Genomic DNA, 14,163 nt, shown 5'->3' on the forward strand with positions numbered 1-14,163 from the left:
ACAATAAGCGTAAAAGTGATTACATGAAGACTGAACGATCCGATGTTGATCATCCACTCTGGCGAAAGAAAGTTGATTCATCGCTTTTTAGACAGAATGGGACAACGATTCCTCACTGGGCTTGCAAAATGTGGGGAATCGAAGACGACTTTTCGACATGCAATTCTAAGAGTATGGCAACATCTAAGATTCAAGTTGAGTTCAAGGGTATTGTCTACGATGGATGGGTTACAGTCGCAAAAGAGGGTGAACGGTCGAAATCTCCAGCTTATCGTCTTTGGTATCAAAGACAGCTATCACATGAACTTAAAGACGCTTTTCTAATGAGCTTTGCAAGAGACATTGAGTCAAGGTTGAGGCGACTAAAAGGGCATCAAGAAAATGTAGAGGATGAAATCCCCTTTTGGGAGTTCATAGACATCGAATACGATCGAGCGATCAAGAGGTTTTATTTTAACGCATATTATGTTCACAAACCTGCATTTTCAGAGTTGTTCAAGCGGTTAATCGAGTCGCCAGTCCTGCATAAAATTGATGATGAATTGGAGCAAAAGCCAACTCTTAGAATTCAAAAAATCAAATGGTATAAACGAGCAGACTTGACAGCCCAAATCGGCGCAAACAACGTGATATACTTCTTGATTGACACAAAAAACAAATTGCTTTACATCGGAGAAGCTATGAATCTTGTTGATAGATTAAGTAAGGAGTACCCATCTATCCCTAATTGGGACTACTTTAGATATAACGTATTACCTGATGAATTGTTTGACCATAGAGTAACACTTGAAAGAATGGTTATCAGAGACTACGCTTCGTTGCTTCCAAACTCAGTAACTGAAACAAAAGAAATATCCGATTACAGACTTGTTAATGATAAAATCGATAACTGATGACTCTAAATGGATTATAGACCATTATAGTTACCTCAGATTATTATCTCTATTACCTTCAAATGTAGGCATAATAGCGCATTGGTTTTCTATTTTTTATTTTCTATTCTCTAAGAATTTTTAGAATTTGTTTATCCTTCAATCTGCCTTATTTAATAAAAATGTCCCCTTGCTGTTATAGCAGAGGGTCATTTGTTAACTAATATTAAAAAGTGCCATAAGCTCAGACATTTGGATTAGCTAAATAGGCATCGAGAATCTCTAACTTGCGTTTCCAAAGTTTTCCTTCCCACCAAAACTTGTTCTCTGCTCTATCCAATGCCAAGACATTTACCACTTGAAAGGTTAGGCAAATGGGTTTTTAGAATATTGTGTAAAATTGGATTAATGGCTTTAATTGTAACCCAAGGCTTTCTTTGTGTGCTCGAAGAGTTCAATGGCTGAGACCTTCGTAAAATATTCAAATGATTTGGAGGGTTGGAAAAGGAGAATACAAACACCCCTTAAAGCGGGGACTCTTCCTATTCTTCCAATTCCTTGAATCAGTCTTCGTTCAGCAATTTTTGCATATTCAGTTCTTTTTACTTCAGCCAACTCCAACATAGTCGGTTGAGGAAAAGGTATGTAAGGGATTAGTAAAAGCCTCAGCTTCTTGATGGTAATCCCTTCCCAAAAAACGTTTGATGAAGTTATTAAAATTCTATCATCTGTTTCGACAAAATTTTTGTACGCTTTGTTTCTGTCCGAATAGCAAAGTCCCGAGTCTATTTTTACAACTCTATTATTGAATACTTTCGAAAATTCGGAAGTCCATATTTCACTATTGAACTTATTATTCATAAGAATTAGCGTTGGCATCGCTTGATTGATGTTTTTCACTAATTCTATGCACGTTGCTATTTTCTCGGTATCCGTACAAACTAGGAAATTATAGGTAACATTTGATTTGGGAGTGAAAACTGTCTGGTTTTCTCCGAACGTTTTGACAAGCGACTTTTTAATATTACAGTAAAAACTTAACTCTTCTTCATCCAATCGAGTTGCCGAAAATAGCAGCAACCGTCCATTCGGTAAAACATCTCTTTTCTTAGGGTCTGCTTGAAGAAAGTGAAGGGTACATGTATTCCCGTAAGAAACACAGAAAACACGCCATTGTGTTAAGGTTTTAAGCAGTTGTTTTGAAACGGCACAATGTTCAGTATCACTAATTTTCTTCAATATATCCGTAGTTGTCTCGATATTCAATTCTCGAGTGCTGTATTTTTTAGTTATTGCCCGAGGCACCAAAACCTCATAGAAACCATCTCCTTCTTTAAAATGGAAGGATCTTAACATTTTGTCATCTAGATCTAATGCAGTACGTAAGTTGTGCGCTTCATCCATCAGAGCATAATCAAAGCTTGTCTTTAATTTTCTATATGCAGGTATTGATAACACAGCAATGGATGGATTTTCAATTTTGATCTGTTTTAACTCTTCCTTAAAATCTACCGATAATTCGCCGTTGGGTGTAACAATGCATGTTTTACCGCCTTTTAGGGACAAATAAACTGCTGTTAAAACGATTACATGTGTCTTCCCTGACGCAGGAGGGGCGGTAAAACTAACAACTTTTTCGTTAGTTTCTGTCAAGGCTTCATAGATTTCTCTCAACAGTTTGAGTTGGGCAGGTAATAGACTTTCAAATTTGGATAAGCCTTGCACGTTGCAAAGCCACAGCTCATAGTCGTAGTCTTTAGACATAGAATATCTTTCGCTTTATTGATGGGTTCTCAGGCATTCCAAATTTGTTGATGTAGTAACCAAGCGACTGTAGGTAGTAAAGAGGCATCGGTAATCGAGTCATGTGACCGCTTGCTCTTCCCATCATGCATAATGCCATAATATGGTTCGCAAGTTGTTCATTATTCCAACTTGTTCCTTTGCTTTCTCCGATTATGAATTGAATGGGCGTTGGGCAACCCCTTTTGAGTGCATCTTTTTCAATAGTTTTCCCAGTTAGTAAATAGTACGTGTTTTCATTTGATTTGAGTATCCTTCCTTGCGGTGCGCTCTCAAAAGCCTCAACAGGGCATTGAGTTAATTCTGGCAAATTCTTTCCGAAGACTGGAGCTTTCCTTGGAGCAAATGTTTCGAAGAATCTGAACGGTGAGTTATCAACTACATGAGTAAAGCAATACTCGTTTGATGTTTGATCAAGCCTCTTTTTCAGCTCATCGAATAAAAGGAACCTGTCAAAAGATGTTAAGTAAATAACACGTTTGTAAGTGCTATTTAATTCTAACAATTTTTTGAGAGCATCATCAAATCTTTCTTCTGTAAACGGTTCCGACTGTTCGAGAATATGACCCTCGTTATCTACCCCCAAGATTAGAACATACTTCTTTTCTGTAAATGGATTAAGATAACTATTCACTGAAATAATTGGGGGCAATTCATTTTTAGGCAATAACCATGGGTCTCCGCCTAACTTAAGGCATATCTGCATGACTAATTGCATGATTGAGTTTTCATCGGCATTTTCTAAAGTTACGTTTTGGTGAGGTATCCCTATTTTATTCTGCAAAATTTGTTTATACCATGAATATCTTTCCTCATCCTCTTCGCTATCAGAACCTATCGTTAAAACCAAGTCATAAGTTGTATATTGATAGGTTTCATCTGGTTTTAAAGGGGCATGCCCATAAATAATTGATGTGTTAGTTCGTCGCTCATATTCAGCAGACAGTTGTTCAAGAAAGTTCGTAATTAGTTGAGTTTCCTTTTCAACGCACACCAATATCTTGGGGGCTGGAATAGCTTTCGAAAAAGTTAGTGCTTTGTTTGAGTAACTGCGATAGAAATTAGTATCATAAGGTGGTTTTATCGAAATTTCTTTGTTGGCGAAGGCTAGTTTAATTTCCATTGGTTGAGATACCAAGGATGAAACATCTATAGTTTTAGTTGAGATTTCAACTAAATTAGGATAAAGCTCTGGAATGTTTCTTCGGAGATTTCTATCTATTTCCACGATGATATCAAATATTTTATGAAGTTGGTTTTTGCAATCAGGATGAATACTTCCCCAAACCTGTGTTCTTTGCCATCTCGAAATTCTTTTTGCTAAATCTTCAAAATTATGACCAACCGATAGAATTTGAGGAATTTGATAGCGCACCTTGCCGTCCCCCGTTTCGTACACAACTAATGGTTGCTTCAGGTCAATGTCTTTTATTCCGTAAGTGTTTTTCAGATAATCAGCTGGTGTGTCGTTCATGCCTGGTGTTTTATCACCAGCTCTAAAACTCCAAGTTATGCTGTTGATTTTTTTAATACTTGGCCCTGGATATGCCGAGTGTGCTATGTCAGCGGCTTTACCCTTCAATAAGTAATTAGCAAATGACACAAAGTTTGGTGGAGGGTCGTAGAAATCTATCTCTGTTTCGTTTTTTTCTTCAAATGTTTTCTTAATGCTCTTTAACTCGATAAGCAGATTCTTGTTAGACCTTAACTGTGTCTCTCTGTTCAGAACAAAGACTATTTTACCATTAAGATTCATTAAGCCTCTGTAATAGCTCTTGGAATCCAGAATTCCAGTTTTTTCAATCAAACCTTTATCAAAATAGGGTTCATCTCTAAGGATGTTTGGGGCTTTAGGATGAAATTTATAGTATTCTTTTGAGTAAATAGTTAAGGCAACGTCAGCTAAACGGTTAACTAAATGGCTGTAATTTTCAAAATCGGATAGACCAATTTTTGATTGGTTAAGCAGTTTTAGGGACACTATAAAGTTTCCAACTTCTGGAAGAGAGACAGAATGCTCCATTGGTCCTGAAATCGGCGTTGGCAGAGCTTCAATAAGTCCCTCGATAGAAACTATGGGTATTCTTTGTTCATACATCAATCTTTTTGCTAATATTCCGAGAATTTGATAAAATTGAGGATGATTTACAGGTTCGGGTTTTATTACAGCCCCATAAGTATAAACTGGCAAATCATTTGCTTTTGTAAGTTCGAAACCGTTTGCATGATACATTTAATGCTCACCCTTTGTTAGAGTTTCGTTGATAATGCCTAAAACGTCTTTGCTTTGAACAAATTGAACTTGCTTGAACATTCTTTTATCGAAAGCTCGTCTTCTCACATACTTATCAAATCTATTATCCATAAGTACTGCTATCCCAAAATCAGAGGGGTGTCTGATAATTCTACCGATACCCTGCTGTAATCTGATTAGCATTCGTCGCTCATCCGGATGTGTGCTCTTTTTTCCAATAGGCGGTCTAATGAAAGGTGCAGTCACCACTACCGCTATTCTAAGGTCTTTGATGTTGATTCCTTCCCATAGTGTTGAAGAGGCAGAGGCAAGTGAAATTTGACTCCTACTTGCTAAATCCTCAACGAAATCAGATTCTTGAATTGAAGAATCAATGAAAAACAACTTATTTTGAGCAAAAATCTTTGCCAGTTTATCATTGGCTTTCTTTTGGTCTCTATAATTCTTGAATAGAACTAATGCTCGCTCCGACCTGTTGGTAAGTATATCTGTCGTTAGACCGATAGCTTGGTTAAAAGAGTCTGTTTCTCTTGTATCGCCTATATCTGTGACCACTAAGATACGTAACTTTTCAAACCAATTTTCAATTTCGGGATAAACCACTTGTCTTGAGGGAGTTATTCGTAAATCTCCTTCACGGTAATCCCTCAATGAACATGTGCTAGCATGCTTAATGGCGTCACCCGGTGTTGCAGTTGCATAGGCAATTGAGCTATTGCCAAAGCGTTTGTTAATAAGAAAACCGATATCCTCTTTTATGGAAATTAATTCACTTGAATCGAAATCTTCTTTATCATACCAGTCAACTCTCACGAAGAATTGGTACTCACTTGATTTTGAGCACCTTGTGACAAAATAATAAATGTTCCAATAAATGTCTCCTTCTCTGGTGTATTGCAATTTTGCTATTTCTTGCTCTAGTTCTTTCATATCGTAAGTTGTAGTCAAAGCGCTTAATTGTGAAATGTATTCTTGGCTAATAGGTCCATCAGAATCGCCCGGATTTATGCAGCGCGAAAAGACTTGGCTATATATACTCATAAAATCTGTAAGAAAATCCTGAAGCTTGGGTGCGCCAATTTTTGCCTCATAAAGGTTTTTTGCAGGTCCTCCCTGAATTGAAAGGTGATATGCCTGTTCTTTGCTATTTTCAAAGCTGTGAGAATCATCCAAAATAATGATGTCGTACGGTGTCTCCATTCTTGCGAGCAGAAATTTTGAGAAATTGCTTACAACAAGACTTCGTTCATTATACTCTTTATCCGATTTTATTACATCGCATTCAATCTTTAGCTTTCTGCATTGCTCCTTTTGCTCTCTGCAATGCAAAGGTTCCGCTCTTCTTTTTAATAGAGGGCAATCATATTCTTGCATGCCAAATACAAGGGCTGCTTTACCTTGAAGTAAGAATTTGTCGATTTCGTTGCCGACTCGTCGCTGCGCTTGTTTTGTAGCTGTCAGCACAAGTGTTCTTAATTGTTTTTCGCTTGCATTGGCAGCAATAGGGCTAAAAACCATAGTTTTTCCAGCGCCAGTTGGCAAATCAATCAGAATATCGGATTTATCATTAAAAGCTTTGACAATGTCCTTAATGCAGGCAATTTGATACTCGCGTTGCTCGACTTTTGAATATTTTGCTAAGACGTCGTCAATATCAATCATACGCACACCTGATAGACAAGTTAGATTTGAATCAACCGTATTCATATTAAAGACTTTTGATAAAACAAGCCTTTTAAAAAATGCTTAGCTAAACTTATTTTTTCTATTTTATATTTCCTAACCTGTATGTATTCTTAGAACTTGCTTGTTCTCTTAGAGGATTAGAATTTAGAAATTAAAAGTTATCATTTTCTGTGTTTTTTATAAAGAAAATATAAGAAAACCCAAAAAGTTAACGTTTGGAGAAACTAAACCTGAAAACTAAAATAGCCTTTCAAACGAGTTAGTCTTTAAACGGTACCTGATAGTTATGCCTAAGGCTTTAGACGTAAGAACGCTAATTCAGCTTTATTGTGAATCCGCCGAGATAGCGCAAAATTCTGGCAAAGAACAGGTTTTCAAAACCACAAACAAAAGCTCCTATGCGCTTAGTGAAATAGACATACCATGTGATAAAGAAGGCTTTGAAGATCTGGTGAAGAATTTATTCATCATATTAGTTGAAGCCTCAGGTTATTCAAAACGTATACCTCAAGACATTGACCAAACGTTATTATCAAAAATTAAGGAATTACGAAATCATTTTGAGCATGATCGTGAACAAGGGACAGCCTCTGAAGTAAAGAGAAAATTTTCTAAGATTGGCGATATCTACGAATTTTTAATTAAAAAAAGGTATCCTGCTGGAAATCAGGACTGGATACAAGCTGGTAGTTGCTTAATTCATGAGGCAGTTGATTTCTTAAAAAAACTAAAAGAATATTTAACGAGTAGTAAAGAAGAAAAGGGTAGTTCTCTCCATGAATTCTTTGAACATGATATAACGGTATTTCCTTCGAAAAAGGAGAGATTTCGTGTTTGTAAGGCTTCTAAAGAGATCTCACATGGAGATAGCATCCTACTGCTTCCAACATTCAGTTATAATTCACCAGCTGAATTTGGGGATACTAAATCAGCTATTCACTTGACCTCTGAGGCACAATCGGCTGATTTTAACTCTTTCAAAGATTTTTTACGTGAGATAGAGCGTCTTTGGACGACAGATGCTTATACTGATTTCTCGCCAGCTTCAAAATTATTTCCTTGGTCAATCACCGTTGAAGGTGAGGTAACATATGGATCAGGATCAGAAAATCTGATAACAGTTCTTGAAAAACGCTATGAAGATATTCGAGCAGTTGTTTCTATCGTTTTGCAAGGAATTTTCGGAGAAGATAACAACCATACCTTTTTTATCGTAATCGGGAGCGATATCAGAGGTGGTGCCTTTACTTACAACTTTTTAGACTTTTACCTCAGCAGTGTCCCGCTTGACTGGAACTGGATTAATAAATTTAACAATGCCCTTGATAAGCTATCCGTAGATAATCAGAAAGCGTCTAGTTATGTTCTCAAACAATATGTGTATAGTAAATGGGAAAGTAGTGCTGAAATAGAACTGAAAAAGGGCGTTATTGCGGGTATAGGAAGAACTGGTTATGACCAGCGGAGGGAATGGGATGTTTTTAAAGCACTTATTCTGAAAAAGACTGATTTAGACATCGATTTTTCATTGGATGATGACTCATGGAAGTTATCATATGAACGAGTTGATCACCCTCTCAAATTTCTTGATGAGTATACTGTGAGCATACCTAAGGTATGTTATGAAGAGATCACAAAGGGCGAATTGATAGGAATCCGACGACCTACCGTTTTCATGTTAGGTTTTGAAGGGAAGGGTTGGGTAATATATGCATTAAACATTAGAGCTGCTTGGGCAAAACTAAAGCATGAATAAATTAAATATTAACCCATAAAAGACCAAACATAAAACAGAGAACTCCCTTCGCATGCCCTTGGATGCGAATGCAAATGCCAACCAAAGGGAATGTGGTATTATACTTAGACAAGGAATTGGTCGAAAAGTCGAAAGAACTAGGTTTCAATTTAAGTAAAACGTTTGAAAACCACTTAAAACAACTAATCAACGGAAATACACCAATATTACAACAAAATAATAGTTTTTCAGAAAGTGTTAAGATCAAGTGGTGGGCCGGACCGGATTCGGACCGGCGACCTTCTGCACGTCAAGCAGATGTCCTAACCAGGCTAGACGACCGGCCCACGCGTTTGCACCTGTTTTCTATGCGCCTTTCCTATATAGGTTTAGCGTTTCAGAGATATGCGCTTTGTATTGCAACATAACACTTACACTGCATAAACAGTTATGACACAAAAAAGGGGAACATCAAACCTTCAATCATTTAAACCAAAAACACAATAGCAAAATGGCGCCACTGAAAATTTTGTAAAAATCAGAAATAATCTTTCTCCGTGGAACTGCTTAGGGAATGAGCGCCTTGTTTAGTTATCGGGGAAGTTTTTGATTCAAGATACAGATAAATAAGGGTAATATTTAATAAATTTCTGGTGGTCAAATGTCTGAAAAAACAAAATTGCCTCAATTTAAAAGGCAATTAGATGAAATAAGTCGATCAATAAATCGTGGTCCCCTAATTATCTTTGTTACCTGTCTTGTCGGCGGGCTTTCCCTTGCTCTCAGCAGCTATCTTTTTGCGGCGGCTTATTTCTCTTACAGTATTCTTGCGGTAGGCGTCACAGTATTCGGTGTTTGTACAAGTTTAAGTATGTTCTTAGCTAGGCAAGAGAAAGAACAATTTAAGAAACTGGTTGAACAACTAGAAGTTAGCCCATGATTCAGGACAAGGTTTGACTTCAGGCTTTCCCCCAACTTATTCAACCCATCATCCAGCCTCCAAAAAGGAAAGCGATAAGGGCTTTCTGCTTGTGGCGGGCTCCACAACCAGCCTGCAGTATGCCAAAATGCCTGACGCCAAAAAGCATTGTTTTGCATAAGCCTTAGGTTGTTGTTGTGTAAAGAGGGGTCCCCACAACAACAACTATACAAAAACAGATTCCGCATAATCCACAATTGTTTGTGAGAAAAACGATCAGACGAAAACCGCTGCTGCGACTTCAAAGCTTAAATGGGGCAATCGGTATTTCACATCTCGAGGATTAAAGTTGGCTCAAGAACTCATCAGCGACGGCGACTACGTGCTCATATACCTAGACGCCCGCAGAACATACATGATAAAGGTGCAAGCTGGACAAACCTTCCACACCCACAAGGGCTATTTGCGCCTCGACGAACTCAGAGGTAAACCCTACGGGGAACCCATCAAAAGCAGCCTAGGCGTAACGTTTGCAACCCTAAAACCCGCCTTAACCGACTACATCATGAAGTCTGGACGCAACACCCAAATCATCTACCCCAAAGACGCCTCACTAATCGTTATGTTCAGCGGAATAGGACCCGGAAGCCGGGTCTTCGAATCCGGTACAGGCACCGGAGCCCTCACCACTGCACTTGCCCACTACGTGGGGCCAACAGGCAAAGTTTACACCTATGAGCTGCGCCCAGAATTCCAGAAAAACGCCGCCAAAAATATTGCGCGGGCCAAACTCAGCGGCAACGTCGAAATGAAAAGCGGCGATGTCACCTTGGGCATTGAGGAACGTGACTTGGACGCGGTGATTTTGGATTTGGCGGTTCCCTGGCTGGTGGTGCCCCATGCTTACGTGGCGCTTAAGCCTTCAGGCATTTTGGTTTCGTTTAGCCCCACCATCGACCAGGTTGTCCGCACCACTGAGGCTATGCGTGAATGCGGCTTTGTCTTCATCGAAACCGTCGAGTGCCTCATGCGCACCATGCAGGTGGAACGCGGCAAAACCCGCCCCAACACCATGATGACTGGGCACACAGGCTACATAACGCATGCAAGAAAAATCATCAAGCCACCCCAAGAAACCAGTCCACTCCCGCCGGAAACCGCTCTTGCGGAGGCGGAACCTGAAAGTTTAGAAATAGAAAACAGTGAAGAGATAGCAGAGCAAGAGTCTGCTTAAGCCTCTGCTTTAGCTTTCCCTTTCACTTTTCTGCCGTTGTCAGGTAGGGGTAAGCTGAGTTGGTAAACTGCCTGCTTGAATTGTTCGCCGCTGCTGCCCCGTGTTAAGCCATAGTATGTGCCTAGGATTTTGCCGAAGTAGGGTATGAGGAATTTGTCAAAGGTCTTATACACCATTGGGTTTGGCAGGCGATTTTCCAGGAAGGTCGGCTTCCAGATTTTGATGTTGTATTCCCAGCATTTGATAAAGAAGTCCCAGCGTGCCTTGGAAAGAGAATCCATCTCTGCGCCCTTCTTATTCATCAGAACGCAGTTTTCCAGCGGCACAAAGAACAGCGGCACATAAAATGCGTTGTAGCCCTTGAGTTTATCCATCAACTCGAGGGTTTGAAGCATATCTTCCTCTTTCTCGTCAGGCAACCCGATAATGAGTGTTGCCAGCGGGTACCAGTCGTTATCGTTGAGAATGCCAAAGGCGTTGGTGACTACGTCCTGCCACTGCTCAGGCTGGAACGGAAGCATCTTGCCAGCCATGTACTTCTTCATGAGGCGTGGACTGCCGGTTTCAACGCCGGTTTCAGCGGTTATGATGGGTTTCTTGCCAAATGAGTACCAGGATTTCTCGATGAGAACCTCGGCGAGTTGCTGAACCATCTTGGGGTCATGCCAAACTGGAGCCAGCGACATATGGGCGGCTTGGATGCTTTTAACACCGGGGTAATCAGCCACGGATTTGCAGAGCTTCACCACGGCTTCGCGGTTAGGCACAAACTTGGAGTCTTTAGAACCATAGATAAACAGATCCTCAGTGATCAGCGTTATGTGGTCACTGCCCTGAGCGGTGCTCAATGCCACTTCCTTCATAATTTTTTCGAGGGGCACATCGATTTTATGCTGCATAGTCGGTGTGCAGAACGCGCAGTTTCTGCCGCAGCCCTTGCTGATTTCCACGGCGCCGTGAATCGCGACGTTTTGGGTGATGGGCATTTCCTGGTTGTAGTTCCAGTTACCGATGAATTCGTCTGCTTTGGCGATGCGGGGAAGCGGTTCGCCGCTGACGGCTTTCTTGAAGATATCCACGATTGGACCAGGTCTGCCACCCATCAAAACACAGTCAACGCCATAGCTCTCGGAAACCTTTTGGCGTTCAAGCTGCCATGAGCCGTAGCCGCCAACGATGACTTTAAGGCTGCCTTTGTATTTTTTGATGGCTGGATGCATGACGAGTTTGCGGAATTCGATGCGGTTCATGGGTTCGCCGCCACCGACGATGGAGCTGTAGGTTTTGCTGACGTATCCCATGCCGGTGGGGTCCATGCTTGAGATGCCCACAACTTTGGTTTGGGGACCCACGAATAAGTATAGATCTTCAGGGTTCGAAACGGCAATGTCGTCTCTGGAAAATCCACCTTCCAAAAGTATTGATTCTACTTTTCTTAGTCCGTATGGCGCATAGCTTGCTTGTCCATCGGGTCTTTTGGGGCGGTGCGGATAGAGGGTTTTGCGCACATAGGAGAGTGGGATGGGGCCTTTGCCGAATCCGCCGACGAAGGCGATGAAGGGGTTGTTGAGGAAATCACTCATCTCTGTGGCTGATGCGGTGAGGACGATTTTTTTGCCGGTTACTGTTTCCAACCTTTCGCTTCCTGTAGTAGAGAATATGAATTGTTCGGAGGGCTTTTAAAAATTGCTATCGATTGAACGTTTGTCTTTTTATCAATGGAGCCTATGGGGGAGAAAATATGTGCCGTCTGAGTAACTCTGAGTTGTCATCCCGTTAAGTCAATTTAATGCCTTCTCATCATCCGGCAACACATAAAGAGCGATGGGAAAATAAAAGCCTATACATTCACAGCGCCACGTAGGCGGGATACGCTTTTATTTCTGTTTTAAATAAAACCATTGCAGGAGTCGAACAGTATGGATTTTGTTGGAAGCAAAACCGAAAAGAACCTACTAGCAGCGTTTGCGGGCGAATCACAGGCACGCAACCGATACACCTTCTTTACCAGTGTAGCCAAAAAAGAGGGCTATGAGCAGATAGCCGCGATTTTCGAGGAAACCGCAGCTAACGAGAAGGAGCATGCGGAACTCTTCTTTAAGCACCTTAAAGGCGGCATGGTGGAAATCACAGCTGCCTACCCAGCAGGCGTTATCGCATCTACAGCGGATAATTTGAAGGCTGCTGCGGAGGGCGAAAAGTTTGAGTGGGGCACGCTTTACCCGAATTTTGGCGATGTTGCAGAGCAGGAGGGCTTTATGGATGTGGCTACCACGTTTAGGATGATTGCTAAGGTTGAAGCGTACCATGAACGCCGATACAGCAAGCTGCTCGAGAACGTCAAAGCGGGGAAGGTTTTCAAGAAGGATGCGCCAGTTAAGTGGAAATGCAGAAACTGCGGCTACGTGTTTGAGGGTTCTGCGGTTCCGGATAAATGCCCAGTGTGCGCTCACCCCAAAGCGTACTTTGAAGTTTGGGCTGAAAACTATTAGCCTTAAATCAACCCTTTTCTTTTTTATTGGCTGTTCTGTGTTGTGATTTTTTTCTATAGGCCCCTTTTATATAGGCGGCATACGGAAACGTATGCGCAGCCAGTAGCAGCTTTTTTTGCGGGGTTTTTGGGTTGGGATGGTTTTTTTGGTTTGTTTTGGGGGAAAAGTTATAAGCGAGCATGCACAGGTGTGCTTTAGGTGAAGCGGTGAAATATCCGCTTTGTGCTGGTGAATAAATGCGCAGAAGCTTAACCATAACCCCTGAAAACGACAAAAAAATCCTCCTCACAAAAGGACGATTCCTAACAGGCGACACCCCACTCGACATAGACTACACATCCATGGTCAACATACTCATCGAACTCGGCCACAAACTCATGACCTCCGCATGGACCGACATAGACAACCCCAAAGTCGTCATCGACAAAAACGAAGTCGTCGAAGCCTTCAAAAAATACGCCTTCAACAACGAACTCAAAGAGGACGCCGTAGGAGACCAAGTCACCGAAATCATCTTCCGCAAACTTATCGAACAAGCCAAACTACTCCCAAACAGCCAAGCCACGCAGGAGCAGCCCCCCGAGCTACCAACCCAAGATGTCGACGCAGCGCACACAAAAATGCAGAAATACGTCACATAAAACCTAGACTAGAGGAATATGCATGGTTGACGAGAAGGAATCACAGCCCATCGATTTTGAGAAGCTTCTTGAATCCGAAAAGAAACGCTCCGAAGATTACCTTACAAGGCTCAAGTATCTTCAGGCAGATTTCGAAAACGTGAAAAAACGCTTCGACCGAGAACTCGCCCAGACCAAAAGCTACTGCAACGAACGCATCATCACACAACTGCTCGATGTGGTCGATGAACTCGAATTAGCTGTTAAAGTAGCTAACGCCTCAGAGACCTCCCAGAAAACGCTCGTTGAAGGCGTCGAGATGACCCTAAAGAAGCTCCGAAAAGTGCTTGAACAGGAAGGCGTCACACCCATCGAATGCAGCCAAGGAAAAACCTTTGACCCGGCATGTGAACACGCGATCGCCGCTGAGGACCGCGACGACGTGAAGGTTTGCACGGTGGTGGAGGAAATCCGTAAGGGGTACATGATGAAGGATAAGGTTCTGCGGGCCAGCATTGTTAGAGTAGCTAACCCAACTTCAAAGTAAC

At 41.3% G+C, this 14,163-nt stretch carries 12 protein-coding genes and 1 tRNA gene; 8 read left to right on the plus strand and 5 right to left on the minus strand.

Going from position 1 to position 14,163, the window contains the following annotated elements:
• Positions 1-23 precede the first annotated feature (23 nt).
• Complete coding sequence (locus NWE93_04720) at positions 24-893, plus strand: GIY-YIG nuclease family protein (protein MCW3999520.1); 870 nt, start codon at positions 24-26, stop codon at positions 891-893.
• Between the two features lie 393 nt (positions 894-1,286).
• Here NWE93_04720 and NWE93_04725 read toward each other — a convergent pair whose 3' ends face one another.
• The 3 genes from NWE93_04725 to NWE93_04735 are packed head-to-tail and all read right to left on the minus strand — an operon-like array spanning position 1,287 to position 6,591.
• Positions 1,287-2,636 (minus strand): helicase-related protein, encoded by a 1,350-nt coding sequence (locus NWE93_04725; protein MCW3999521.1) that lies wholly within the window; start codon positions 2,634-2,636, stop codon positions 1,287-1,289.
• The gene (locus NWE93_04730; protein MCW3999522.1) at positions 2,629-4,908 is read right to left on the minus strand and encodes a hypothetical protein; all 2,280 of its coding nucleotides are present in this window, start codon (positions 4,906-4,908) and stop codon (positions 2,629-2,631) included. The genes NWE93_04725 and NWE93_04730 overlap by 8 nt, the downstream gene beginning before the upstream one ends.
• The gene (locus NWE93_04735) at positions 4,909-6,591 is read right to left on the minus strand and encodes a DEAD/DEAH box helicase family protein (protein MCW3999523.1); all 1,683 of its coding nucleotides are present in this window, start codon (positions 6,589-6,591) and stop codon (positions 4,909-4,911) included. It lies immediately after the preceding gene.
• A 310-nt stretch (positions 6,592-6,901) separates the two neighbouring features.
• Here NWE93_04735 and NWE93_04740 point away from each other — a divergent pair, with 310 nt between their 5' ends.
• Positions 6,902-8,371, plus strand: a complete 1,470-nt coding sequence (locus NWE93_04740; protein MCW3999524.1) for a hypothetical protein — start codon at positions 6,902-6,904, stop codon at positions 8,369-8,371.
• 248 nt (positions 8,372-8,619) lie between these two features.
• Here NWE93_04740 and NWE93_04745 read toward each other — a convergent pair.
• Positions 8,620-8,697, minus strand: a tRNA-Val gene (locus tag NWE93_04745).
• A gap of 314 nt (positions 8,698-9,011) precedes the next feature.
• Here NWE93_04745 and NWE93_04750 point away from each other — a divergent pair.
• From NWE93_04750 to NWE93_04760, 3 genes are all read left to right on the plus strand, one after another.
• Positions 9,012-9,290, plus strand: coding sequence for a hypothetical protein (locus NWE93_04750; GenBank protein ID MCW3999525.1), 279 nt, complete (start codon positions 9,012-9,014; stop codon positions 9,288-9,290).
• Between the two features lie 13 nt (positions 9,291-9,303).
• Positions 9,304-9,450 (plus strand): hypothetical protein, encoded by a 147-nt coding sequence (locus NWE93_04755; protein MCW3999526.1) that lies wholly within the window; start codon positions 9,304-9,306, stop codon positions 9,448-9,450.
• A 168-nt stretch (positions 9,451-9,618) separates the two neighbouring features.
• Positions 9,619-10,503 (plus strand): tRNA (adenine-N1)-methyltransferase, encoded by an 885-nt coding sequence (locus tag NWE93_04760; protein ID MCW3999527.1) that lies wholly within the window; start codon positions 9,619-9,621, stop codon positions 10,501-10,503.
• Here the strand turns inward: NWE93_04760 and NWE93_04765 are convergent.
• Positions 10,500-12,137, minus strand: a complete 1,638-nt coding sequence (locus tag NWE93_04765) for a B12-binding domain-containing radical SAM protein (GenBank protein MCW3999528.1) — start codon at positions 12,135-12,137, stop codon at positions 10,500-10,502. The two genes, NWE93_04760 and NWE93_04765, sit on opposite strands and share 4 nt — an antisense overlap.
• Before the next feature lie 285 nt (positions 12,138-12,422).
• Between NWE93_04765 and NWE93_04770 the strand changes: the two genes are divergently transcribed.
• From NWE93_04770 to NWE93_04780, 3 genes are all read left to right on the plus strand, one after another.
• Entirely contained in the window at positions 12,423-12,995 is a 573-nt protein-coding gene (locus tag NWE93_04770) for a rubrerythrin family protein (protein MCW3999529.1), read from the plus strand.
• A 236-nt stretch (positions 12,996-13,231) separates the two neighbouring features.
• Complete coding sequence (locus NWE93_04775; GenBank protein MCW3999530.1) at positions 13,232-13,636, plus strand: hypothetical protein; 405 nt, start codon at positions 13,232-13,234, stop codon at positions 13,634-13,636.
• Positions 13,637-13,658: 22 nt separating this feature from the next.
• On the plus strand, positions 13,659-14,162 hold the full coding sequence (locus NWE93_04780) for a nucleotide exchange factor GrpE (protein MCW3999531.1): 504 nt from the start codon (positions 13,659-13,661) through the stop codon (positions 14,160-14,162).
• Position 14,163: the final 1 nt, after the last annotated feature.

Source organism: Candidatus Bathyarchaeota archaeon (assembly GCA_026014735.1).
Lineage (GTDB): Archaea > Thermoproteota > Bathyarchaeia > Bathyarchaeales > Bathycorpusculaceae > Bathycorpusculum.

Coding starts and splice junctions, on each gene's coding strand:
- NWE93_04735 (MCW3999523.1), bottom strand. CDS start 6,591: ATGATTGATATTGACGACGTCTTAGCAAAATATTCAAAAGTCGAGCAA.
- NWE93_04730 (MCW3999522.1), bottom strand. CDS start 4,908: ATGTATCATGCAAACGGTTTCGAACTTACAAAAGCAAATGATTTGCCA.
- NWE93_04750 (MCW3999525.1), top strand. CDS start 9,012: ATGTCTGAAAAAACAAAATTGCCTCAATTTAAAAGGCAATTAGATGAA.
- NWE93_04720 (MCW3999520.1), top strand. CDS start 24: ATGAAGACTGAACGATCCGATGTTGATCATCCACTCTGGCGAAAGAAA.
- NWE93_04770 (MCW3999529.1), top strand. CDS start 12,423: ATGGATTTTGTTGGAAGCAAAACCGAAAAGAACCTACTAGCAGCGTTT.
- NWE93_04740 (MCW3999524.1), top strand. CDS start 6,902: ATGCCTAAGGCTTTAGACGTAAGAACGCTAATTCAGCTTTATTGTGAA.
- NWE93_04780 (MCW3999531.1), top strand. CDS start 13,659: ATGGTTGACGAGAAGGAATCACAGCCCATCGATTTTGAGAAGCTTCTT.
- NWE93_04725 (MCW3999521.1), bottom strand. CDS start 2,636: ATGTCTAAAGACTACGACTATGAGCTGTGGCTTTGCAACGTGCAAGGC.
- NWE93_04775 (MCW3999530.1), top strand. CDS start 13,232: ATGCGCAGAAGCTTAACCATAACCCCTGAAAACGACAAAAAAATCCTC.